18 protein-coding genes and 1 pseudogene are annotated in these 25,427 nt (G+C 23.9%); 8 read left to right on the forward strand and 11 right to left on the reverse strand.

Features of this window, described 5'->3' with window-relative positions:
* Positions 1-188 precede the first annotated feature (188 nt).
* From DB318_RS04745 to bptA, 5 genes are all read left to right on the forward strand, one after another.
* Complete coding sequence (locus DB318_RS04745; protein ID WP_272872975.1) at positions 189-764, forward strand: isochorismatase family protein; 576 nt, start codon at positions 189-191, stop codon at positions 762-764.
* A 1,076-nt stretch (positions 765-1,840) separates the two neighbouring features.
* Positions 1,841-2,917 (forward strand): plasmid maintenance protein, encoded by a 1,077-nt coding sequence (locus DB318_RS04750; protein WP_151074377.1) that lies wholly within the window; start codon positions 1,841-1,843, stop codon positions 2,915-2,917.
* A gap of 9 nt (positions 2,918-2,926) precedes the next feature.
* Entirely contained in the window at positions 2,927-3,490 is a 564-nt protein-coding gene (locus DB318_RS04755; protein ID WP_151060797.1) for a DUF226 domain-containing protein, read from the forward strand.
* A gap of 1,488 nt (positions 3,491-4,978) precedes the next feature.
* Positions 4,979-5,488, forward strand: a complete 510-nt coding sequence (locus DB318_RS04760) for a hypothetical protein (RefSeq protein ID WP_234909379.1) — start codon at positions 4,979-4,981, stop codon at positions 5,486-5,488.
* A gap of 13 nt (positions 5,489-5,501) precedes the next feature.
* Positions 5,502-6,125, forward strand: coding sequence for a virulence-associated protein BptA (gene bptA, locus DB318_RS04765; protein WP_151060796.1), 624 nt, complete (start codon positions 5,502-5,504; stop codon positions 6,123-6,125).
* A gap of 611 nt (positions 6,126-6,736) precedes the next feature.
* Here the strand turns inward: bptA and DB318_RS04770 are convergent.
* The 3 genes from DB318_RS04770 to DB318_RS04780 all read right to left on the reverse strand — a co-directional run bounded on the left by DB318_RS04770 (position 6,737) and on the right by DB318_RS04780 (position 10,376).
* Positions 6,737-7,357 carry a chromosome replication/partitioning protein gene (locus tag DB318_RS04770; RefSeq protein ID WP_151060795.1) on the reverse strand — a complete coding sequence of 207 codons (621 nt, stop codon included), beginning with the start codon at positions 7,355-7,357 and terminating at the stop codon, positions 6,737-6,739.
* 59 nt (positions 7,358-7,416) lie between these two features.
* Entirely contained in the window at positions 7,417-8,172 is a 756-nt protein-coding gene (locus DB318_RS04775; RefSeq protein ID WP_151074378.1) for a ParA family protein, read from the reverse strand.
* 1,403 nt (positions 8,173-9,575) lie between these two features.
* A complete protein-coding gene (locus tag DB318_RS04780; protein WP_151074379.1) occupies positions 9,576-10,376 on the reverse strand; it encodes a 5'-methylthioadenosine/adenosylhomocysteine nucleosidase in 801 nt (266 codons plus the stop codon).
* Between the two features lie 1,698 nt (positions 10,377-12,074).
* Here DB318_RS04780 and DB318_RS04785 point away from each other — a divergent pair.
* Together DB318_RS04785 and DB318_RS04790 are read left to right on the forward strand one after the other, a co-directional pair.
* On the forward strand, positions 12,075-13,157 hold the full coding sequence (locus DB318_RS04785) for a hypothetical protein (RefSeq protein WP_151074380.1): 1,083 nt from the start codon (positions 12,075-12,077) through the stop codon (positions 13,155-13,157).
* Positions 13,158-14,017: 860 nt separating this feature from the next.
* Positions 14,018-14,224 (forward strand): annotated as a pseudogene (locus tag DB318_RS04790) (V-type ATP synthase subunit A); the annotation flags it as partial.
* Between the two features lie 78 nt (positions 14,225-14,302).
* On the opposite strand, the gene DB318_RS04795 reads toward DB318_RS04790, so the two are convergent.
* Complete coding sequence (locus DB318_RS04795; RefSeq protein WP_236840935.1) at positions 14,303-15,103, reverse strand: hypothetical protein; 801 nt, start codon at positions 15,101-15,103, stop codon at positions 14,303-14,305.
* Between the two features lie 502 nt (positions 15,104-15,605).
* Between DB318_RS04795 and DB318_RS04800 the strand changes: the two genes are divergently transcribed.
* Positions 15,606-16,733 (forward strand): type I restriction endonuclease, encoded by a 1,128-nt coding sequence (locus DB318_RS04800; RefSeq protein ID WP_151074382.1) that lies wholly within the window; start codon positions 15,606-15,608, stop codon positions 16,731-16,733.
* A 1,683-nt stretch (positions 16,734-18,416) separates the two neighbouring features.
* Here the strand turns inward: DB318_RS04800 and DB318_RS04805 are convergent.
* The 7 genes from DB318_RS04805 to DB318_RS04835 form a co-directional block, all read right to left on the reverse strand.
* Complete coding sequence (locus DB318_RS04805; protein WP_236840936.1) at positions 18,417-19,418, reverse strand: hypothetical protein; 1,002 nt, start codon at positions 19,416-19,418, stop codon at positions 18,417-18,419.
* Positions 19,419-19,477: 59 nt separating this feature from the next.
* A complete protein-coding gene (locus DB318_RS04810) occupies positions 19,478-20,203 on the reverse strand; it encodes a hypothetical protein (protein WP_151074384.1) in 726 nt (241 codons plus the stop codon).
* Positions 20,196-21,425, reverse strand: a complete 1,230-nt coding sequence (locus tag DB318_RS04815; protein ID WP_151074385.1) for an ABC transporter permease — start codon at positions 21,423-21,425, stop codon at positions 20,196-20,198. The genes DB318_RS04810 and DB318_RS04815 overlap by 8 nt, the downstream gene beginning before the upstream one ends.
* Positions 21,418-22,113, reverse strand: coding sequence for an ABC transporter ATP-binding protein (locus DB318_RS04820; protein ID WP_151074386.1), 696 nt, complete (start codon positions 22,111-22,113; stop codon positions 21,418-21,420). The genes DB318_RS04815 and DB318_RS04820 overlap by 8 nt, the downstream gene beginning before the upstream one ends.
* Positions 22,114-22,170: 57 nt before the next feature.
* Positions 22,171-23,205 (reverse strand): hypothetical protein, encoded by a 1,035-nt coding sequence (locus DB318_RS04825; protein WP_151074387.1) that lies wholly within the window; start codon positions 23,203-23,205, stop codon positions 22,171-22,173.
* Positions 23,206-23,247: 42 nt separating this feature from the next.
* Positions 23,248-24,003 carry a hypothetical protein gene (locus DB318_RS04830; RefSeq protein ID WP_236840937.1) on the reverse strand — a complete coding sequence of 252 codons (756 nt, stop codon included), beginning with the start codon at positions 24,001-24,003 and terminating at the stop codon, positions 23,248-23,250.
* A gap of 75 nt (positions 24,004-24,078) precedes the next feature.
* Positions 24,079-24,888: a hypothetical protein gene (locus DB318_RS04835; RefSeq protein ID WP_151074389.1), complete on the reverse strand. Its 810-nt coding sequence runs from the start codon at positions 24,886-24,888 to the stop codon at positions 24,079-24,081.
* Positions 24,889-25,427: the final 539 nt, after the last annotated feature.

Consider the following 25,427-nt stretch of genomic DNA (forward strand, 5'->3'; position numbering starts at 1 on the left):
AAATGAAAATGGGTTTTATGCTTTAATTTAGATAATTTTAGGGTAAAATTAATTACTGATTTAAAAACCCCACAATTATTGAAAGGTTATATCAAGAGATATTAACTAATATAGTAGAACTATATTCTGAGATTAAATATCTTTTCAAGGAGGATTTTATCTTAAAAATATCAGAAAATAGCGCACTTATTTTAATAGATATACAAAATGATTTTTTAGAATCGGGCGCTTTGCCAGTAGCTAATAGCAACGAAATAATTCCCTTGGTCAACCAACTTCAAAATTATTTCAAAAACATTATCGCTACCAAAGATTGGCATTGTAAAAATCATATAAGCTTTTCAAGCAATAAAAACACCGGTATTTGGCCTGAGCACTGTGTAAAAAATACCTGGGGATCAGAATTTCCTAACAGCCTAAATACAAAAAGAATAAAAAAAGTTTTTTTTAAAGGCACAAATCGCTATTGCGATAGTTATAGTGGATTCTATGATAATTACATCAAAACAAAACAAACAGGACTCTATCTTTACCTAAAAAACAATTCTATAAATACATTATTTATAGCGGGATTAGCATTAGATTTTTGTGTAAAAGAAACAATACTTGATGCAATTAACTTAAAATTTCAAGTATTTCTAATAATAGACGCTACAAAAAGCATAACACCCACTCCTGAATTAATAATTCAAGAGCTTAAAAAGCTTAATATATCAACTTGCTTTTCAAAAGACATCTTCAACAGCCAAAATAAGCTTTATTAAAAAAATTTGCCTAATAAATTCCCACTACATACTTCTGTAAAGAAATACAAAAGCATAAGATAATTCATATAAAGGAGATATAAAAAAATTAAAAGGTACTGCTTATAAAGTTATAGGCTAAAAGCTGCTAAACTTTATAAAAAAAATTTTAATCAAAAAATTTCTTAAAAGTATTTTCACTTTTTAGTAAAAACTGCGGATGGTTGATTTTCCCGCTCTCACTACTTATTAAAAGTACCACATCTCATATTAAGATCAATTCTAGACAGTTTAATATAATTATTTTCTATTTTTTAAAACCCTTTTAATTATTCATTCCTATGACTCTGTTTATTTTTCTTATTTTGATACTTAGGGAAACTCCGTAATCCGATTGCCTTTATTTAGCTTTCTAAAAATTATTATACGCAAAGCTTAAATCAACCTAAACATTACAAATAACTAGATTGCCAAATTACTTTAACACTAGAAATTAGTTTTTATATTTCCCTATAAAAATGCTAAGACTTTTCTTACTGTTTTAATAATATTTTTTTATTAGTTAACATTTTATTAAACATAAAAATTTTATATAGCTAAACATTTTGCCAAAATATTTTTGATAAGCATTAGGATATTATTCAATATTTAAAAATCCTATTAGCATTCACATCCTTTATTGTGATAATATTTATACTTAATTAAATATTAAAAACCCGATCTCCACCTTATTCTAAAGTCCAAAAATGAAATTACCAATCTTATTAAAGATAAATATACTACAATACCCCTTAAATGACTAATTATTTAAACATAATATAAAAAATAATGAAGAACTTAAATTCATTAAGCATTACAAAAAAATCTTCCCAAAATGCTAAAACCGGCAATTTCAATATAATTCCCTAATAATCAATGAATTTTATTTAAGATGTTTAAATATCAAAAATTCAATTATAATAAAAAGATCTTCTCATAACGTTTTTCAATATAAAAAAATATTTACTTTTCATTTTTTAGTGATAAACTTTACTTATCTGAAAAATTGCTTTACTATGTAATAAAGCATAAAAACAGCCGAAGTTATGGAGGCCCAAATGAAAGTTAATAAATCACTACAAATAAAAAGTAAATATCAACACAAGCTTATTGCTTTAATAGCAACACTTGAGTATATTAATAAAAACAAAAAAAAATACAACCAATCTGATATTCTTTATTGTTTTAATAGCAACTTAAAACGTAATGGACAAAAAGAAGTTTCAATTAAAACACTTAGAAATTACGTCTATAAATTAGAAAAACTTAACATTACTATTAATTATTATAGGCACCTAGGTGTTAATATGGGCACTGAAATCTACTACTCCCTTAGAAGCTCCAAAAAAGACTGTTACAACTTGCTAAACCAACACTTCAGAAATAAAAAAACAGAAAGATTTCAAAAGCGCGTTAATTCATACATTAAAATAAATTATAATAAAAAGGGCAGTGTAAAAAACGGGGAGTGTTTTAATAATAAATATAATAAAGAAGAAGATAAAGAAAATCAAAAGAAAAAACAAATTAATAAATTAAAACTAGAAAAGTATGCAAAAAAATGCAATTTTAGTAGCAAAATTTCCTCTTTTATTATTAATCTTGATTTAAAAAAAGAAACAACTATAAATCTTTTCAAAGCTTTAAGTAGAGAAAGATACCACTTTAAAAGGGAAAATGGATTTTTTTTAAAAGAAAATTTACAAAATAAAAGGAAAAATTTAATTTTAATACTAAAGAAAGAGCAAAAAAATTTAATAAATGAGGGTTACGATAAAGAAACATTAAAAACATATATACAAAACATATATCAGAAATATAAAAATAAACCCCATTTTATATTAGAAAACAATAAATATAAAGACTTTAATGAAATTATAAAAAAAATAAAGAATAATATTAAAAAATTTGACGTTCAAGAATATGATGATAATATAAAAAACAATATATATAACATACTTTTAGATCAATTAAATTGTAAAATAAAAAAAATTAATTTGAATTCTGAAATTAAAAAATATTTAAACAGACAAAAAAAATTAGAATACAAAAAAATATTTAATAATCAATATTATAATGAAATTATCGATTTAATAGAATCACAAAATAATTATAAAGATAACTATTTAAATTAAGAGTTTAAAATGAAAAATGTATTAGAAAAACTTAAAAATAAAAAAAAAGAAATAATGGGAAAAAGCAGAAAGTCAGAAATTTTTGTTAAAAAAGAAATTCTTAATGAAAGAACAATATACCACACTAAAATGTTAATGGATTTATATAAATTTGAAATAAATAGATACAAAAAAAACAAATTTTTAATTCTTTTTAGAGAATTATTTAACCAAGAAAAGCTGGAAGGACTCAATTTATTCTCTACAAGAGAAAATGATAAATTTATAGGAATTTTCTATGGTTACAGAAAACCTATAAAAAACATTATTACAAAGTATAAAATTAATGGTATTGTAAAGTCATATACCTTTTCTAAGGTCTATTATATAGAATTCAAGTTTAAAAAAGGTAGTGTGTTTTGTTACTTAAGAAGTCTTGCTAGGTTAATCAAAAAAGAAAAAATCAATAAAAAATATTTTCAAGTGTTTATTGATATGTTAAACAGGTTGGAAAAAGAAGTATATAAATTTTATTGTAAGGAACTACCAAATGGGGGAATTGTAAATAAATGGATAGAAAAAATACTAAAATAATTTCTACCGACTAAATTAAGAATACTTTTAGTAAAAAGCAAAAATGCCAGTATCTTTTAAAACTTCTATTTAAAAATATAAACTTCTTTTAATTAAGGCTAATTTATAAAAATTAACTAATAGTTATTATAAAATCCCTCATAAAAACGTCGATCAAAATTTATAAAGTAAAACATTTATGAAGTAATATAATATTAAAAAATTCAAACTTTTTCACTTTTAGGATAAAACATATATTTAAGAATGGAAAATGTAATAGAAGACAAGCTAATTTAAGGGAAAGATGCAATTAAAAAGGCGTACAAAATGCTTTATCCTTTTTAAAAAAGGATAAAGAAAGAATTAGAAATAAAAAATTTTGAGAAAACTTCTTTAAAGTTGACAAAAATAGTATAAAAATAGCCAAATCAATTCGACTGTCTTTAGATTATGTGGTATTTTAATTATTTTTTTGATAGGGCTTTAACTCTAATGTATAAAATTTGATTTAATTAACATAGCTCACAATAAATCAATATTGCAGATTGTATCCCTCTAAAAATTTGTATTCAAAAAGAGTTAATATTGGGATTAATCTCATTGTAATGATTTTATTTTTAAAATAGTTTAAGATTGTTAGGTAAAGGTTTTTGTAATTACAATTGTATTGTAAATTAATTATTCTTTTAAATCCATTTAAATTATTTATTAAAACCAATAATTTGAGACAAAAGTAATTGTAAGATGTCTATATTTTAAACAAATATTCATCTAGATTAATATTATTAATTAAATCTCTAGTTTTAGTATTGATTTATTTAAATGTTTTTTAAAGCTTTTATATTTTTATATATCAAAAACCTATTTTAGGAGTCTTTTTGATAGCGATTTCTTTATAATTTTATTATTGTCAACATAAAATCACATAGGGCCTAACCATAAATACTCTTAAATTAAGAATACTTATCTTAAGCCCTATAAATTAGACATCGACCAAAGTTAAGGATGCTTATAGTTAATAGCACCACTTATCAATATTATACGTTATATATAATATTAAAATCAATATATTATTCTTAAATAATATGCGTAATTTATTTCTATTTATAAATTATTTTTATAAAATTTGCCTTACAATAACTCATTATTTTTTAACATTTCTTATACTTTTTATAATATCGTTAAGCATTTTTTTATCTTTAAATAATTTTTATAACAAAAACCAGTTAATTTTGCTTTTAATTTTCAATATATATACTTTTTACTTTAAGCTGAAATCTTAATGGCTGGATAAAGCTTTTATTGTATTTTTTAATTGCTAAAAGCATTTTGCTTAAAATAAGTATATAAAAATTCATTGTTTAATTAAGTATTTTAATTGGTTGTTGTTGGGCTTTAGTAATTTATAGTTTTTAATGTAATTGTATTGGTATTTGCTTTGTAAATTTCTTTATTGAAAGAATATATTTAAATTTTTATCTGTTTATTTCTTATATTAAGAAGAGTATAATGATAAAAGATATGAAATTAACATTATTATTATTATTATTAATTTCTAATGTATTGATTTTTCCTAGTGAAGCATCTGAAGAAATTTTTATTACAAATTGCAGCAATAGATTTGATTATATTTTATTACTTAAATCAAAAACCAAATTTGGATCCTTTATTTTAAGCTATTCTAGTAGAGGATATATAGATTTGAGTTATAATATTCAAATTATAAATAACATAGAGCTTACGCTTAAAAAGATATATATTAATGGGATTTCTATAGCAGAATCCCCAATTAATACTTATTTTATTGACGGGGTTAATCATTTTGATTTTTATATTACTTTATTTTCTGAGAGTGAAAAAGTAAATAAAATAAGAAAGTTGTCAGAAATAAATGGAATTGATATATACGTTGAATGTTTTGATGAGATAAATAATGAGAAAAAAAAATATTCTTTCAAGGTAAGTAGGGAAAATAGTGTGCATTTTTATAGTGCATTTGATATGATTTATTATAAATAGGGATAGACTTTTAATGGGGAAAATATTATTCTATGGGGCATTATTAATTTGTATTTTTTTAGCTTTCTTTTTTTATAAGCAAAAAGAAAACAAAGTTATTTATAATAAAATTGTTGAAAAGTCAGGCAATAGGGTTTTTATTGAAGAGACTTTTACGCATCTTTTAGAGGATGACAATTTAAAAGAGTTAGTTTTTATAAAATCAGAGCTTATGGCGCCCTATAATATGAATTATGAAAAAAATGAGAATATAACAGGTTATTTGATAGATGCCTATAGGGCCATGAATCCTGGTTATAAATTTGATTTTAAAGTGTACGACAATAAAATTTTAGGTTTTAAAAATGTAATTTTTGAAGGATTTGAAGATGCTAGAGTTTCAAGGTATGAAAATGATTTGCCAAGTGAAAAATGGCAGCTAATAAAGGATTTTAATATTGGAGATCCGAATATAGATAAAAAATTTTTTCATTTAAAATTTCCTTTTGTAGTAAAAAATAATTTACGTGTTCTCCTTTCTAAAGGATTCTTTAAGAAAATAAAAAAAATAAAACGATTGAAGATTACTTTAATTTCTAATGAAGGTAGAGAATATAAAATAGATATAGAAAATTTTTTACTAAAATATAATCTTTGATTTAAGTTAGATTTTTTAAATAGTAGATTTTTGATTAGGACCAAAACGCTGTTTATTAAATTTTGTTTTATATGGCAATACAATGAGACTTTTATACTATTTGGAAAAGCATTTGTTAGTTTATCAATTTAAAATGCATTTATTTATATAAATGCATTAAGCTCAAAATACAGGAAGATTATCAATAAAAGTAAAATATAAAATTAAAAAATTATAACAATAATAATAATTATGTTTTTATTAAATTGTAATATTGGTAATATACAAGAATCTATTCCAATAATCTTTGATTTAGTAATAATGGTTCACTTGTTTGTTGTGCAACTAAAAAAGATGCATAAATTGAAATTTTAAAATCAACTTTATAAACCTATTTGAATGGCAAAAGAAAATTAAAATACTATAATTTTACATTTTTATTTATATATCTTTTTCTTTTTTTTATTATCTCCAATAATTCACATCATTATATCAAATATATATAAGTATATTCAAAATTAAAATAAATTTATTTACAAATTTATCTTCATCTAAATTTCTACAAAATTATATGTAAATAATTCTTTATTTTTTTAATAAAATGGCATTCAATATTTAATAATTTTGTAATTTTATTTTCTTTTTTTATATTTTTGTTCTTTTCTATAAGATTCATACTTTGATGCAAGCTCTAAAAAATATATTCTATTTTCCTTGTAAAGACTTTCTAATATAAAGCTTATTCTTTTATTACTTTCTTTGCAAAATTTATACAAATCTATATCATTAATTAGTATTCTAATAGGAATTTCAAAATTATTATTGGAATTTCCTAATTTATTATTTGTGTCATTTAAATCATGTGCTTTGGTTTGTTTTTTAATCTGTTTAAATACATTAGTAAATCCGATTTCTTTAATCCTGTCAATAGTAACAACGCCATCAAGAACTTTTTGATAAACTTTTAAATATCTATAAGCTTGAGTTTTGGCAATTACAAAATGCCGTATAAACTGATCAAAACTAGTAAATCCATCGTACCTATAAAGTTCTCTTGTTTTAATTTCATATAAAATTTCCATTCTTTTAATTATATTATTAACCTCATTTTTTAAATTAAATTTTAATTGATTTTTTAAATCATTATAGTTTGCTAAGTCTTTATCTATATCATTTCTTTCTAGAGAAAATGAAATTCCCCTGTCGCTTATTATTACTTCTTTTTTATGTTCTTTTTTCCCTTTTATGCTCATATAGTTCCTTTTTTTGAATTTTTGTTGATTTATTAGTGCACTAAGTGCACAATTTGATACTACAGAATAAGAATATTTTTTAAAGCATTTTCGGCCTCTTTATAGTATATTTCATTTTTAGAAGGTTCTAAAACCTCATGTATAAAGATTTTTATACCATTATAATTATGGATTTTACCCCTAATATAGTTTTCATATTTTTTATATAATGCACTTTCTATTTCTTTTAATGTGTTTCTATTTTTTATGAACAGATTTTCTACTATAGAGATATAATAATTTTTATTTTTAATATTTTGAAATTTACTAATAATTTCCATTAAAATATTTAAGCTTTCTATTGCCCATTTTTCAACTTGAACTGGAATTATTACATAATCTGTAGCACTCAAAGCGTTTCTAAAAAGAAAATCTTTACTAGGCGGCGTGTCAATCAAAATGTAATCAAAGTTATAATTTAGTATATTTTGACTTAGATGATTTTTTAAGCAATCTTCTTTATTTTCAATATATTCCCAATTAAAATCGTCCAAAACAGGATGAGATGGTATAAAAGAAATATGATCATTAATTTTATTAATACACTGTTCGAAATATGTTTCTTCCTTTAGTATTCTATATATATTGTATTTTTTGATGTCATTAAGATGTTTTTCAAAATAGGAGGTTAAAGAATTTTGTGGATCTATATCAATTAATAATACTTTTTTATCCAAATTTTTAAGTATGTAGGCAAATAGTATTGCTAATGTACTTTTACCAACTCCACCTTTTAAGCTTGCCATTGTCATAATAGTCGGTCTATTGTGTTGCATTGTATTCCTTTTTTGTTAGTTATTTTTTAACAATTAAATTATACCAATATTTTATGTTTTTATTAATGGTTATGGCTTTTATTGTTTTTTCTTTTTTTTAAAATTTTGCTTTCATTTGATACTTTTTGATAATCCTTAGATAATTTGGGTGTTAAATCCATATTGCCTTTTAATTAACATAATTATTAATATCTGTAGAATTAATTCTTATGTGCTATTTTTTAGATTAAAAGAAAGCAATAAAATAGATTTAAATTATATTTAGTGTTTTACTAAATATAATTTAGTAAGCTTAGAAAGCTTCTAGTTGTATGTAAAATATGTGTTTTATAATGGCTTAGCAAGTATAAGTGATAATTTTGAGGTGGGGGCGCCTAATAAAGATAGGATCCTTTTATGGCAGTATAATTAGTAGGTATTTTGAAATTTAAATCTTTATATGTTTTATGATTTATTGTAGCGAGCTTACTATTTGTAATATAGAGATTTTATATTTTTATAATCTGAGAAGTAGTAGGCATTAATACATAATGTTTATTATTTTTGTTATTTTTTACTGGTGATTTATTACAAGAATCAAATAGACTATAAAGATAAAAAATTTATAAAGTGTAAAATAAGGTTGATAAAGACAAGTAAAATAAGGTGTAAAAAAATAAGTTAAACAAATTTTAGATACAAAAGGGTTAATAAAAGAAGAAAGGCTATTTGGAAGTTTTGGGAATTCTAGTTTGAAATTTTATTCAAAAATTGAGAAAATTAATATAAAACAATATACGGTCATAAGGATAAGCTTAATATCTAGAATTAAAGGAGATTGTGAAAAAGATAAAAAATGATTTATTCTTTAATTTTTTATCTTTATTTTTTAAACTTGCTAAATCCATTTTAAAATTTTTATTAATCTATTAGGCCATTTAATTCCTATTTTATTGTCTTTAACACTCTTTATGCTCACAACATATCCTAAAAAAGTTTTAAAAATATTATCTATTTTATATATAAAGGCATCTAAAAACAGGCTTTGCAAAATTATGTCTACGTAGGAACATTAAAAATAATAAACTTATTTAAAATGTAGTATTAGAAAAAAATATTAATGGTAAATATTACATTTTTATAGCATCTAAGTGTCTAGATATTAAAAATAACAATAAAGGTAAAGATAATAAAAAAGAGGGTAATTGATATTGATAATAAATATCAAGGATTTTTAGCAAGTGATAGGGGGTTAAAAAATTAATTATACTAGGCATTTAATGTAGAAAAAAGTTTAAACTGAAATCTTAGTATAAAAAAATAAAGTAAATATCTTTAGGAAAAGATATTTATCAATAAATTTGTAAATAAAGCTATAATATAAAAAAACACAAGTTATATAATCGGGGAGGATCTTTTTATAATTATATTAATTTAATTAATTTTTCCACTATTTTTGCTGAGTTGGAAGAAGCTTTTTTTAAAAATTTTTTATAATCATCATAGTTATTTTCATTATTAACTATATCAGATATTCCCCGGATGATTATAAAAGGAATTTTAAAATTATATGCTACTTGAGCCATTGCGGCGCTTTCCATATCTATTGCAATTGCGCTTTCAAATTCTTCTGGAATTTCTTGAAAATTTTGGTGGTCAATGAATTGGTCACCGGTAATTATTAACCCCAGATAAGACACCACGTTGCTTATTTTTATTTTAGAAGCTTTTTGTATAAGTGTGGCGTTTGCTTTAAATTTTTTAGGGTGTTCTGGAACATGTCCAATTTCATAACCAAATCTATGTAAATTAAAATCATAGCTTGTTGCTTCTGTAGATATTACAACGTCTCCTATTTTTATGAATTTATTTTTATTGCTATAAATTCCACTAACAACTCCAGCATTAATTATATGGCTAATTTTATATTTTGATATAATGTAACTTGTCCAAAGGGCTGTGTTTATTTTTCCAACTCCAGTAGCTATGGTAATTATATTGTGATTAAACACCTTCCCAAAGGTAATCTTTTTTTTTCTTTTATGTTCTTCTATTGAAATAGATTTTTCATTTTGAATGATTTTATTTATTTCAGCTATTTCTGTTTTTGTGGCTGATAATATTAAAATATTGCTTTTAGAATTTTCATTTAGTTCATCTCCCCAACTATTTAAAACAATAAATGAAAAAATTGCTAATATGTTTGCTATATTTTTAATCCTCATAAAGAAAGCTCCCTATATGTTTTTTATTAATTGATATTGGATATTGTAAATTAATATTTTCATATTTTTATTACCAGTTTAAATAGTATTTCAATATTTTATTATTTATAATATATGTGTTATATAATTATCAGTATTCTATACTTAGAATAAGTTTGTTTTTGATAAATTAGTTTGGTGTTATTTGATAATGATTGAACTAACATTTCTAATGTTTTTAAAAATTTTATCATCTCTCAATGTGTAAATAAGCTTATTGTTATTATTCAAGTTGAAAAATTTTTTATTGAAAGCTTGTTTATCTTGATAAAAGATATTTTAAAAGTTTGGATATATATATAGATAAAGATATTGATATATCTTTATCTATATATATTGTAAAAGTTAGTTGAATGAGGTCGGTTTAATATATCCACCTTATTTAAGGTTTATGAGTTAATTTTAGTATGTTAAAGTTAGTTACTAATGCTTTCTAAAAAGCATAGCATTTTTAGCTTTGGTTAAAAACAAAAATTTAAGTTCTATTTAGTTTAATAAAAATTTAGATTCCAAGAATAACGAGACTTATTTTCCTTTTTTATCTGTGAAGATGTTAATTGTTTCTTTGCATCTTTTTAATAAGATAAAGAATATAATTTGTTAGTATTAAAATTTTTATCTTCTATTCTGGGAGAGATTGTAATTAAAATTGGAAAGCTTTTTGAATTAAAACTTGAGCAAAATTAGAGAATTTATGAGAAGTTTATTGTTAATAGAAATTTTATTAAAAAACCAAATAAGAAATTTAAGTGTTATTCATACTTTCATTGGAGGATTTTTAGCTTAACATTGTTTTAGACCAAGGATAATAAAGAATTCTCTGCTTATAATTTTCATTAAATTTAAGTAGAGGTGAATTTCTCAATAAGCAAATTTATTTTTACTCCAAATATATTCTTTGATGCTATCAATAGGGGGATACGTTAATTAAAAGAAATATTTTTTAAAAGCATTAGGATATATAACATTTTGCATAGCAAAATGTTAAGAGGTGGGAAAGATTATCATAGGAAAATAATAAAAGCTTGAATAAGTATTAATGATTTCTTTACAATGAAGATTTTGAAAAATGAAAATATTTTAATTAATATTTTATAGACGAAGTATATGATTTAGAATCATAGCAGTTGTATTAATATGGCTATGTTATGCAGGAGTAGGGGTTCAATTTATTAATTTAGTTTAATTTTTATTTTATCAAGATTAGCTTTTATTTCTTTTTCAATCTATCAAATGTTTTGTTCACTATCGGAAGTCTTTAAGGAAGCTAAAGATACTCATAATAAACTTAGCAATGCTAAGTAGTGTCACTTGAAGAATTTTCTAAATTTTTATCTGGCTTTGAGAATTATTGCAGTAATATTATTTATCATTGGTTCTGCTACTTCTACTTTTATTTCAGAGGTTATATCTTTTTTATTTGGGATTATTAATTAATTTTTGAAACTCTTTTTTTATCAATGCCTAGAACATAAACTTGCAAATGAATTTAAAGATAAGCAAATATTCGTAATATTTTAACCTTTCCTTATGTTCAAGCATTAAAGCTTAAAATTAATTTAAAATTAAAGAATTAAAGTGAGGCATATTGAAAGTAAAAGAAATTTTAATATACTTGCATTATAATACTATATATCTAAGACTAGAGGAGAGGGATGTATGATCAATAAAATTTTCCATGTTTCGGGTGTTTTTTTAATTTTAATGATTAGTTGTGATTGGAAAACTGTTAAAAATAAAAGCACAGAAATTTCTGAGTTATTAAAGAAAAGTGAAGAGGAGACTAGAAATCAAGAAGGTAGAGACTTGGATAAAAACTATATATCTAGAAATAGCATGTCTAATATTGATGTAGGTGCTGTTAATTTGGGAAGTTTATTAAATGTGAATTTAATCAATCATCCACATCAAGTTGACAAATCTATAATCTCAAATGGGGAAGCTATAGCTCCTGAAGTAAGAGTAGAAGTAGAGTCAATGGATAATATTAATGTTAGCGCAATAACCCCAAAGCCAGATAAAAATTTAGAAGATTCTTCAAGTAGCTCTGCTATTGGTGTGGGGATTTTGCCTATTAGAGTCCAAGAAGGATTTAGTAAAAAAACTTTACCTAGTAAATTGAAAGATTTGGAAAGCTTTCTGAAAACAACGTATGAGAAGGAAGCCTTTAAGGAAATTAAAGATATGCAAGATAGAATTAGTAATTCTAATATAGGAGAAGGAATTGTTAAGTTTCAAAAAGAATATGAGAGTCTTTTTAGTTTATTTTGGGATATGCAAAATAAGCTTCATACCCAAAGGGATTTACTTAGAAAAGATATTAAATTTAAAAAAAATATAGAAAAATATAAAGTTATGTCTATATATTTTTCATATATAGAGAAAAAAATTAAAGATTTCCATTTAAAGTTGGATGAAATCCAAAGCAATTTTCAAATTGCAGATAGTCATTGGGGTAATGCGAACTCTCTTTTAAGAGAATCTATAGAAAAATTAATTCAAGCGATTAAAAAAAGATATGATAATGAGTGTCGAAAGCAAGGTCAAATTAGTGGATCTGTTAATTGGCGAGATATAAATCAGGCTGATAATTTTGCTAAGGATGCAAAGCACAATGCAGAATATTCTATGAATAACTTAGAAAATGCAGCGCACTATTTTCAATATAATTACTCAGTTAAAAAAGAAGCTCAAAGGTTATTAGAAGAAATTCAAAAAAAATTCTCACAAATGGGTATTTAATAAGTAATATTTAAATATTTTAAGTGTGTAATACATATATTAGTTCATTGCTAATATATGTATTTATAAATTAATGTCAAAAACATTATGGGATACTTTCAATAAAATGGAAGAGTATGGAGTATATATGACAAAGAATTTAAAGTATTAGACAAAGAATTTACTTGGCATTTTTAGCTAAAATACTTAATTCTTCAAGTATTCTTATTTTAAGAACACTATTATTAAATATTCGTTCAGAAAAATTAAAGCCAAATATATAAGCAGGTTCTAAGCAAGAAGAAGATTTAAATAAAAAAATAAAAAACACACTATTTAATGATTTAAGAAATTTGATAGAAACAGTTAATGTATATAAAGAAAAGTATACAAAAAGAATGTAAGAAGAACTTGAGGAGTAATATGAAATATTGGCTTTCAAAGAATGGATTTTAGCAAACTAAAAATTCAGAAAAGATATCCGACAATTCTAAAAGATCTGTAAAATATAGAAGACATACTTATATCAATTTAAGTGCTGTTGATATAAATGAATTAAAAGAATTCTAAAATATTAGAATTTTGGCAAATTTAAAGGCATTTACTACAAAAAAATTGTTTTATTTTATTAGATTGTCAAAATGATAAAAATCTTATAAAAAGAGATGCCAATAAGATTAAATCTCATGTAAACTTTTAATTTGTTAAAACCTAAATCAGCTTGTTTTTCTCGCCTTAAGTTTTTCTTAAAAATTAATTACTACAGTATTCTATACATCTATTTGCGATTTATGTGCTCTCTACCAGAGCTAATGGATAGCTTAACCCTTTAAAAAAGCATGCAGCCTTGCGATTTTAAAGGTGTTATTGATTTTAAAAAGACAAAATATGCAAGATTTTTCTTGCTAAAAGGTAACAAAATTAATCAAATAATGAGAGTTGTTGGGGAGGGCATAAGCAATGAGGATTTTTTAACTTACTTGAAGCCCGAACTTCTTGATTCATGCTATTGCTATTTACAATAAAATTCATTTAATTCTATTGATGCTGCTGTTAGCTCAGAGCATCAAATTATAGTATACTTTATCTAAAATAGTAATTAAAATTTCTATTTTTTAAACTCTCTGCTTATAAATAAAGCACTAATAATACAAAAATAGAAATAATTATTTTTCATCTATGTCATGGCCAAGACGATTGCAAGCTTCTGTTATAGTTTCAACAGCTTCGCTTAATAATTTCAATGGCTCACTAAATTGTTTTGATTCACTTTTGGCGCTATCCTGTAGTAACTCGCCAGAAACACCATTTCCGTTGTGCTTAACATCACTAAGTGATTTATCTATATCTTTCATTAACTCATTTATACATTTCTTAACCAAATCTTTTTCTCTTGTCTTGGGATAAGAATCCATGCATATTCCAGAATAACCATACTCATTCTTCTCTTTACTAGTAAACTCGTCTATCACTTTCTTTATTTTATCATAGATACTGCCACCACTATTAAAATCAATATCATTACTATTTATTTTTGGTACTACCCCTAATATCTTATCTAACAAGCGGATTTTATCTATCCCGGTTTTCATATTATCTTTAAGAGTCTCTGAAGCACTATATCCTGAATCTATTAATGACTTTACAGCTGCATCGATCTTTTCAGCTGATTCCCTAATTTCTCTTACAAGTGATGGGGCATTTTCCAATGCTATCTTATTATTCTTCCTTTTACTTAAAACTTTATCTTTAGATTCCTTGGCAGAAATCTTAACCTTTTCAGCCATATCTTTAAGGTTGTCCTTGCTTAAGATCTTAACTTCCATCTTAGATTCAAGCATCCCTTTTACACCCACAATCTCAGAATTCGATTGATCACCCTTTCTCATAGTGTCATTTAAATTTAAATACCATAATTTACAAGACATTATGAAAAAGATATTAAATAAATATAAATATATTTTCATATTTAAACCTCTCTTTATATGAGAAATTTACATCATTTTATTAAGATTGCTACTTATCCAACATTTATTCTTTCTAAAATTATCTATTTTAGTCATTAATGTAAATTAAAATAATCTACCAAACACTTTAAATTTTTTTTAAAAAATAATAGCTATGGTTTTTAGACTATAATGGCAATCCATTTTATAGCGCTCAATAGCTGACATGATGGCTAAAATTAGGATTTTTTAAAAAGAGTATCTTTTTATTTGCTTTGTTATATTTGTTTAGCAGATATTTATTAAGAAACTAAAGGCATTTGCCTTGTACAAAAAATTGTAGTGTATTTGGATATTTCAACTACCACGATTTATACTTATATATCACCTAATATAAAAAAGAGACCAAAAAATTAATATTTTTCAATTCTATTGACAATATTGATAATATAATTTATATATTTCAAGCAAAGATAAAGCTTTAAATACAAATTTTATAAAAATAAAAAGGGATCTTGTTAAAATGAGTTTTAAAGAAAAAATAGAAGAAATAAGTATGAAAATAGAAATCCATAAGGATATTATTAAAAACGAAGCTGAAACAAAACAATTTTTTATTAATCCATTTTTAGATGCATTAGAATATTGCCACACCGATCCTTCATGCGTTAAAGTTGAAGTTGCAATTGGTAATGTTAAAAATGAAAAAAAAGCTGACTATGTTCTTTATTCAAAAGACAAAAAGCCTACTATTTTATTAGAAGCTAAGAATTGTAAGGAAAATCTTGAAAATTATTTAAGTCAATTATCAGATTATTTTTATAATCTTCGTTTCAATAAATATGAAATTGAATTTGGCATACTAACAAATGGCATAGAATATAGATTCTATACTGATTTAGATAAAGATAATATTCTAGACAAAGAACCTTTTTCAATTATTAATTTAGAGAAATTAACAATTGAAGATTTTGAATGTCTTAAAAGGTTTTCTAGAAATTCTTTAAATATTGAAGAAACTAGATCTTTTGCATTAGAAAAAAAATATACATACAGACTTTTGGTTTATTTAAAAAAAGAAATAAAAAACATAAGTGATGATTTTCTTGATTTTTTTAAAACTAAAATTGGTTTTAAAAAAACATATTCAGATGAAGTATGCAAAAACATTATTAAAAATACTTTTAACATCTTTAATGAAAAAGGCGATGTGCTAATAAACAATAAAAAAAATAATAAAGAATTTACTAGATATAGTAGTAATAGCAACAATATTAAAACTGAAAATTTAAAAAATTTTGAAAGACTACCCTCTAATATAAAATCAATATATCAAAAATTAGAAAGGTTTATTTTTGATTTAAATCCCAGCGAAATTGAAAAAGTTGAAAACAAGCATTATACCTCATTTAAGGTATATGATAAGAATTTTGCAGATTTTGCTTTCAAAGTAAGTAAAATAAATATTACTATTACTCTAAATCAGATAACCCTAAAAGAGGGTTTTACCAAAGATGTTAGTAATATTGGCAAGCTTGGTAATGGGAATATTCAGATTTCTTGCAAAGAAAATTCTAACCCTGAAGAAATCAAAAGTCTTATTAAACAAAGTTATAATAATATAGTTTCAAAACATAGCAAAATACATTAAATAATCATTAATTTAAATATATTTAAATCTAGGCTCTCAATAGTTAAATTTTCATTCCTATCAAACATCTATTGCTATCTTTTTTTTATATTTCTTTTTTGGTTATTTGTTTATTTTAAATTACTAAAATCTGTATTAAATCTTAAACTAATTTTTTGTTTTTTTGAGTTTACTAGAACAATCAAATCAATTTGATTGTTCTAGTTCAAAAAGCCGTTTATATATTCTTAACTTCATAACGAAAAAAAGCAAGTATTTACTTTGCTCCTTTTTAGGATTATATTTTTTACTTTTATGATACATAATATAATGTTCTTGTATATAAATCTTATTATGAAATATTTTTTTTATAGTATTTTTATCATCTAGTAATCTCATTTTAAATATTCTTATTAATACAAAATTCTACTCTTCTTAATCATAACTTCTTTTTATCATATTAGGTGGTAGGTATATAAGTATAAATCGCGGTAGTTGAAATATCTAAATACACTACAATTTTCTATGCAAGGCAAATGTCTTTAGTTTTTGATAAATATCTGCTTTTTTATATGATTTCTACTAGCACTACATTCTATATCAGTCCAGTTAGCAGATTAAAATATTCTCATGCCAGTATTAAAAGCAAATTCAATTAAAAGCCTATTTCTATAAAAAATTTTATACCTTTTATTAAATTAACCAAGTAACAGCCTTGTTTTTTCTCTAGCTAATACTTTTGATAACTCTCTCTTTCTTTTCTTCCCCCTTCTATTACTTTTTCTGATATTCAAGTTTTAATTGAAATTCAAGCCTTTAAAGGTGAAAGCAAAAGTCGTTACTAAAATAATAAAACAATTTTCATTGTATCGTTTTTTATTGAAACTATTCTTAAAATAGCAAAATAAGTTGGTGAAAAAATTATTCTTATCAGGATGATTAAAAAAATTAATAAAGAATTTATTAACAATTCTAAATTTTACTAAATGTTTAAACATATTTGTATAATATATTTTTTATCATCTATTTCTTCAATTCTAGAAAAAGCAGTTCTTTTTTTATTTCTTTATTTACAAGGCATTTCTAAAATTTATATATTCTTTAAAACCACTTATCTTAATGCTAAAATTATTTTGTTTCTTAGTTTTTGACATCTTTATCCACAAAAACTTTTTCGTATTTAAATACATTTTTATAACTATAAACATTTTTTCTTTAAATTTTTAAAAGGGTTTTGTAAAAAGCTAAAAGATACAGGGGGGATAATATATAAATGGATAGAAAAAAATCAAATATCATGACAATAGCAAATCTTAAGGGAGGTGTTGGTAAAAGTACTTTATAAATACTATTTTCTTATGTGTTAAGGGGTTTAAGGTAAAAAAGTGTTACTTATTGACATGGATTCATAAAGTGCTTTAACTTTATATTTTAGAAAATATATTTTTAATTTTTATAAAAATAATATCTATAATTTATTAAGCTTTTGTTTAGATAAAAATGCTTTAAGCTATAATTTTGATTATATTTTAACTTGACACGCCCCTCAGGTTTAGTTTTTTAAAAAAATGCATTTAATACTAGATATTGGCTTTGAGCTTTTTAGAGTATCTGTTTTTTGTCTTATATTTCATTTACACCTTGCTCTATAATATACTCATTTTGAATGGGACATGGAAAAATACAATATACCAACTAAAAATTTTATAATTCAATTTTTAATTCAATACTAAACATATTATAAAAAGGAGTATCTTTAAGATTTATCTTTTTATTAAATTCTAATATATTTGTCATTTTTAAAGAACATCCTTTAATAATCAAAAAATTATTGTCAAAATAGAATTGTAAAGAATTAGTATTTAAATTGGTTTTTAAGGAAATCGTTGTTTGCAATAATTCACGAATCCATGTTAGTTTAATCCCAGATCCCAAAAAATAATTATTATTTTTTGAATAACTCTCAAATACTATTGATAAATCATTAAAAACATCATTTTCAATATTAATATAATATCTAAGGCCAAGCAAAAATCTATTGTCATCATCATCAAATTTATAATTTTTAGACCAAAGCAGGTCTTGTCTTACTGTAGAGTAAAAAAATATTCCACTAAAAACTTCAAATAAAAAATCAAAAATAATATTGATATCAAAAGTTTTATTTTCAATATTAAATGGGAATTCAACCATTGCAAGCAAATCTATTTCATCAAAAGAAGCTTGAAAATAAAGCCAGGGGGATAAATATTTAGGAAACAAAAATTTATTTAAGCTTTCTTTGTCGAACATAGAACCCAAAGAGATAGAATAATTGGAAATAAAATAATAAAACTCAAAAAACCACTCTGGTTCTATTGTGGTCCTTTTTAAAACAATATTTTCAATTAGTCCATTTCCCAAATAATAATTTTGCTTACCTGATTTAAAAATAAAATCATTAAAGCTTAAATTGAAGAATAATTTATTAAAACTAAAATATTGATCATTATTTTGTACAATAAAAGAAGGAGCAAAGCCAAATTCTAATACTTTATAGTTTAATAAAAATCCCAAATAAGCTTCATTTGAGAATTGCAAAGCCCCTGTGCCAAAAAAATCTTTTTTATCTTCATCGGGGAATAATAAAGAAAATTTTGTTTTTAATCCTAAATGTTCCTTAAAAACCAAAGAAGATTCAGAAAACAAAAAATTAGGAAAAGTCAAAAAAAGAATTAAAAAAAAAATTTTAAAAAATCCCACTATTAACTATCCCACACATACTCTCAATTCACATAACTTAAATATATGTCAAATATTCTATTAAATCCTTTTAAACTAAAAATAGAGTTGTTTAGACTCGTACTAATAATATCTTCTACATAAATTTTTGTACTAGAATCGTTAAAAGCTTTATCTTCAATTTCAAAATAAACAAAAGCATCGATTCCTTTAATATTTCCTTTTCTATAAATTACTTCTTTTAAAGTTTTAAATTCTTTGTCTTTGTGTAAAGTTTTAAAATCATTTTTATTAATTTTTAATAAATCTACAAATGGATAGATTGATTTCTCTTTTGATTGAAATTCAAACCTATTGCCTTCGGCTTTTAATAAAACGAAATCTGTATTAAAATTTAAACCCAAAATATCTTTAAGTTCAGATGCGCCCTTAACCTTATAGGATGCGCTTACCTTAATTGGAATCTTGGCTTGTCTTCCCAACATAAAATGCCCTTTATTCCTAATAGATAAAAAGGCAAAATCCGTTTTTGATCCCGACATATATATTAAACGTACATCTCTATTATCAATATTAATAATTCTTAGACCCACACTTTCTTCTAAATTATTTTTTACATTAATTTTAAAATTCATCTTGAAAGCATAAATTCCGCTTTTTAATTGGGGATAATACAGGTTTTCAAATTCTTTTATTAAACTTTTTTCATCTCCAGCATTTAATAAATTTAAAACACAAAAATTAAAAACAATTACAAAAATTTTAAGCATCGTTCATCACCTCTACTACCGACTTTTTACTTGCTTTGCTAAATGGTAAAATAGAAGAAAAAATAGCAAGGACTAACATGAAGATTGAAACATATATTATATCACTAGCATAATAAAATATGTTGATATAATATGTTTCTGAATAACCCGGAGGAGTAAAACTAATTTTTTGAAACTGTATAAAAAGTTTAGCAAAATAAGCCAATACCACCCCTATACCGATATTTATGACAGAAATAATGACAATTTCTAAAAATAGAGAGTAAAAAAGTTCCAATTTGGTTAAACCAATTGCTCTTAATGTGCCAAGTTCTCTAGTGCGCTCAATGCTTAATGCTGTCATTATTTGGAAAAATGCAATAAATATAAGAAGAGATACTAAAACCAATATGAACATAAATGTTGTTCTAGTCATTCCTAAAACAGATTTAAAGTAAGGATTAATCTCAAACCAGTCATTATAATCAAATGCAATCCCTTTATTTTTTTTAAGATTATCTAATTTTTTTTTAAAAGTTTCTAAAGTAGAATTTTTCTTTAAAAACACTTGGATTACGTGTGCTCCACCCTCAAATGCAAACAAGTCTTTTAAAGTCTTAATAGTAGTAATTGCAAAAATATTATCTGCTGTTGAAAATGGGAATTTTACAATTCCAGCAACTTTAATATTTTGAAAATTCAAACCTTTGCCGAGCAAATTTGTCATTAGTGTAAGATCAGAATTGTTTTCCATTATTTTTTCTATACCAAATGAAGCCGCTAAATTACTCCCAAGTAAAAACTCACCCCCATTAGAATCATTAAAAATAGGATCGCCTTCTAATAAAGATAGACCGCTTGTAATTATGTCTGGGTCTTCATAGGCAAATGCAAAAACTGGGTTACTTGTCGAAGAATTTCCAAGAAGCCCATCAAAATTGACTATTAAATTAGTGGATTGTAATTCATCATAACCAACTATTTCATTTCGTATAAGATTGATATCCTTTTCTTCAAGCAACAACTCGTTCTTAAGACTACTAAATTTAGGATTAAAATAGTTTTCTTTAGCAATTTGAATATGACCAGTTGAACTGACAAAGTTCTTTTCCATCCCTTCTCTACTAAAATTCATATATCCAACAAAAACCAATAAAAATACTACAGAACTTGCTAGAAGCAAAGACAATAAGATTGTACGCCTTAAATCTCTAAAAATATTGTAAAACGCCAATTTAAACACATTCACCCCCTACTAAAGACAGCACCCCATCTTCTATTCTGTAAAGTTTATTAGCCAAATTTTTTAAATTGTAATCATGAGAAACAAAAATTCCAATTGCATTCTTATCTTTAAGATATTTTTGTATTGAAGTATAGACAAAAATGGCTGTTTCTTTGTCCAAATGACTAGTTATTTCATCTCCAATTATTAATTTGGGATCATAAACAAAAGCCCTTGCTATTCCTATTCTTTGCCTTTGTCCCCCAGACATATATTTAGGCTTTTTATTAACAAACTTTGAAAGTTTAAAAAATTCTATTAATTCTTCTGTTTTAGACTTTAATTGCTTGGCACTTTTTCTTGAAAATCTTAGGGGCAATGAAATGTTATCAAATCCTGTAAGACTTGGAATAAGCTCAAAATGTTGAAAGATTAACCCGATATTATATCTTCTAAATAAAGTTCTATTCTTTTCATTCATAGAACTTAAAAGAGTTGAGTTGAAACGTATCTCTCCTGTATCAAGTGAATCTATCCCAGAAAGCAAATTCATTAAAGTTGTCTTGCCACTCCCTGTAGGACCTGAAATCCAAACCATATCCCTCGATTTTAAACTAAGTGAGATATCCTTATTTGCATTAACAATTTCCTGTCCAATTTTGTATTTTTTATTAACCAATTTTAAATCTAGACTAATATTTTCCACAAAACCTCCTATTTTTTAAATTCAATTGTACAGTTTAAAAAATTTTTCAAAATGATATCACTCAAAAATTATTGAACTTAATAAAAACCCTAATGATAACTTTTTATCCTGATTAATACCAACTTTAAAGACAAAAGGTACTTCCTTAAACAACTTATAACCCATCCCAAAGCCCAAAATATAAAGAAATTTTCCTTTATCTAAAAGGAAATCTTCTTTCATACCATATCCAATATCTAAAGACAATACTAAAAATAAATCAGAAGCAAGATTTCTCAATGCTTCAAGGAAAAATAATCTATATTCTAATCCAAAATTAGAAACAACGTTAAAATAAAGACTATCTTGATCCATTTTAGGAATAGTCAAAGCATAAAAATTTAAAGCATTATAATCAAATCCGGTTTCAAAGATAGAAGACTTTTTAAAATCGCCCGCCATTCCAAAATCGGCCTTAAATCCCAATTCTCCAAAAGGAATAGAAATAAGATATTTTAAATTCCAATGTACTCTATAAAACTGATCATTATTGTCTGGTAAATACTTATATAAAAAAGATGTTCTAATATCTGCTCTCTGAAATTCTGAATAATAAATTGGAAGTAAAATTGCAACCATGTTTTCCAAGGTCAAAGCATTATGATATGACCTACCAACACTAACTTCTGCTTCTTTGATTAAATGATTTATCAACCCCGATCTAAATCTATTTTCAAGTCTTAAATAATCAAAATTATAACCAATCTCAAAATTACCAACATGTTCAATATTTTTAGAATTAAAAATAAACGGGATTCTGATCTCATAAAACACCTTGGAAAAAAATTTCCTAAAATCATAAGCAAGCCCATAACCAAATAAAAACATTTTAGAATAATCAGTTCCCAATCTAAAAAAAGGTGAAATTTTTGAATCATTCTCCTTAATGTTTAAAATAAAATCAAAATTATTTTCAAAATTATTTGGAACACTAAGATAATCAAGATGAAATTCAAAATCTACTCCACGTATTACAAAATCACTTAGTTCATCCTCTAGCTCATTTGCAAATATGCCAAAACAGGTAAATATTAAAAACAAAAACTTTTTCATGAATACCTTAAATCTTTATTGAAATTAAATTCAAAATCATTTCTAGTAATAAAAAGAATTACCCTCTTTTAATTTTTCAATTGCCAATACAGCCATATTCCCATTGGGAAATATGGCCCGGGCTTTTTTTAAACATTCAATTGCTTCTAATCTTCTATTAATACGAATTAAAAAAGAACTTTTTACCAATTCTTTCAAATATTTTAGTCTAGAATCAAGATTACTGCTTTCTGCTTTATCAATATAGCTTTTTGCCAATAGAATTTTATAAAAATCTCTATTTGACGCTCTAACTGTATATAAAATAGATAAAGGAATGAAAACTTTAACGTTATTGCTATCTGCTTTTAAAGACTCTTCTAAATGTCTCTTGGCATTAACAAAATAAGAATACAATCTGTTTCTATCATGGGGTATTAAATTTATAGCAAGCTCTCCCAATGCCCTAAAATAATCCGATGGAACATTTTCTTTTAAGGAAATTTTAAAAGCATAATTATAATTTTGAATTAGTTTTTTAATCAAATCATTGTATTTATGTGGATCATTAATTAAGTAAGAAACGTCACACAAAACCAAGGACATAAGTAAATTCAAGTAATTATATTGAACGCTTTCCCTTCTATATTTCAGTAAAATATTGTTTTCTATGCTTTTAAGTTCGTTTTTAAAAATTTTATCGGGTGCAAAAAAATCAAACTCAAAATTACCGGAACAATATTTAGTATGAATACTTTCTATTTTATCTATGTATGCTTTTACATCTTTTTCAAAAGAAAATAAACTAATGTTTGCCAAAAAAATTAACAATAACTTTAACATACAAAAATTAACTTATAAATCTTAAATAAGTTATATTAACCTCTTATTTAACTAATTTTTTATAGGAAAATCCATAAACAAATTTCCACCCTTGTTTTGCTCTAGAACCATTTTGTGAAAAGCTCCGTTAGGAAATATTTCTTCAGCTCTAAGTATATATTTAAGGCTTTCTTTTTCATTTTTAAGTAGAAAATATGCTTGGCTTATCCATATATTTGCAAAATATTTTTCTACATCAGTTTGACCATGTTTAAATCCTAATTGAGCAAATAGTAAAGTTTTATTTGGGTCTCCTCCCGCAATCCTTGGAGCATATAAATACCAACTTGCAATAGAAGTATTAGCAAATGAGTTTTTACTATTAATTTTTAAAGACTTTTCAAAATATTTTCTAGTCTCATTTGCAAGCTTACTTAAAGCTGCACCACCAGCATACCTCAAGAGCATTAAATTAACATCTCCTAAAATCCTATAAACATCACTTTGAATGCTTTTCTCTAAACCTTTAAAATCTATTGATGCAATTAGCTCTAAAAGAGATTTTTTAGTAGATTTTAAAACAGAATAACTTTTAGAAGAATTCTTTCTTCCTTCTTTATTCTGAAGGAATCTGGCAATTTGGTAATCAATAAGATTAATAAAATATAGCTTGATACCAGAACTCATTTCACCTAATGTCTCTTTAAACTTATTAAGTCTATATATATAGGCATCTTCATCATTTTTTTTTAACAATTCTTCAATTTTGCCCGAATAATAGCCTTCTAATATGCCATAAAATTCTCTATTTGAAACATTAAATGAATATATATAACCAACACTAATAGCTAATAATAAAAAACAATGACTAATTCCTTTCATAATTACTCCATTAAAAATTTAGCTCAATAAATTATACTTTTAAGGAAATAAAAAAAATAAATTCAATACTGCATATTTATTTCTAAAATTTGCTCTTAAATATTGGTCAAAATTAGTCAACACATTATCGTAAACAGTAATTTTATAAAACATTCATTTCTTTGATTATTTGAGAAATATAATTTTATAAAATTTATATGTTTAATACAAAAACAAATATACGCAAACAAATACCTAGTTTATATTGGCCCACAAATAAACTTAAATCACAAAAGAATTACTTCTCTTTCTACATTCCACAAAAAAATCTAAGATAAAATATTTATGATATAGATATTAAATAATTATTATATTATTATGCCTATATGCATCTATAGGCAAAGATATTGAAAAATAAAAATTTCAATTATTTTTATGCAAAGTAAACAGTTTTGAGACTAGATTTATTTATATAAATTTGCTTTGCACTTTTTAAAGCGCAATTATACTAAATAACAATAATATATATTATTGTTATTTAGTATAATTGCGCTTTAAAA

Origin of the sequence: [Borrelia] turdi (assembly GCF_008828755.2) — a bacterium.
Taxonomy (GTDB): domain Bacteria; phylum Spirochaetota; class Spirochaetia; order Borreliales; family Borreliaceae; genus Borreliella; species Borreliella turdi.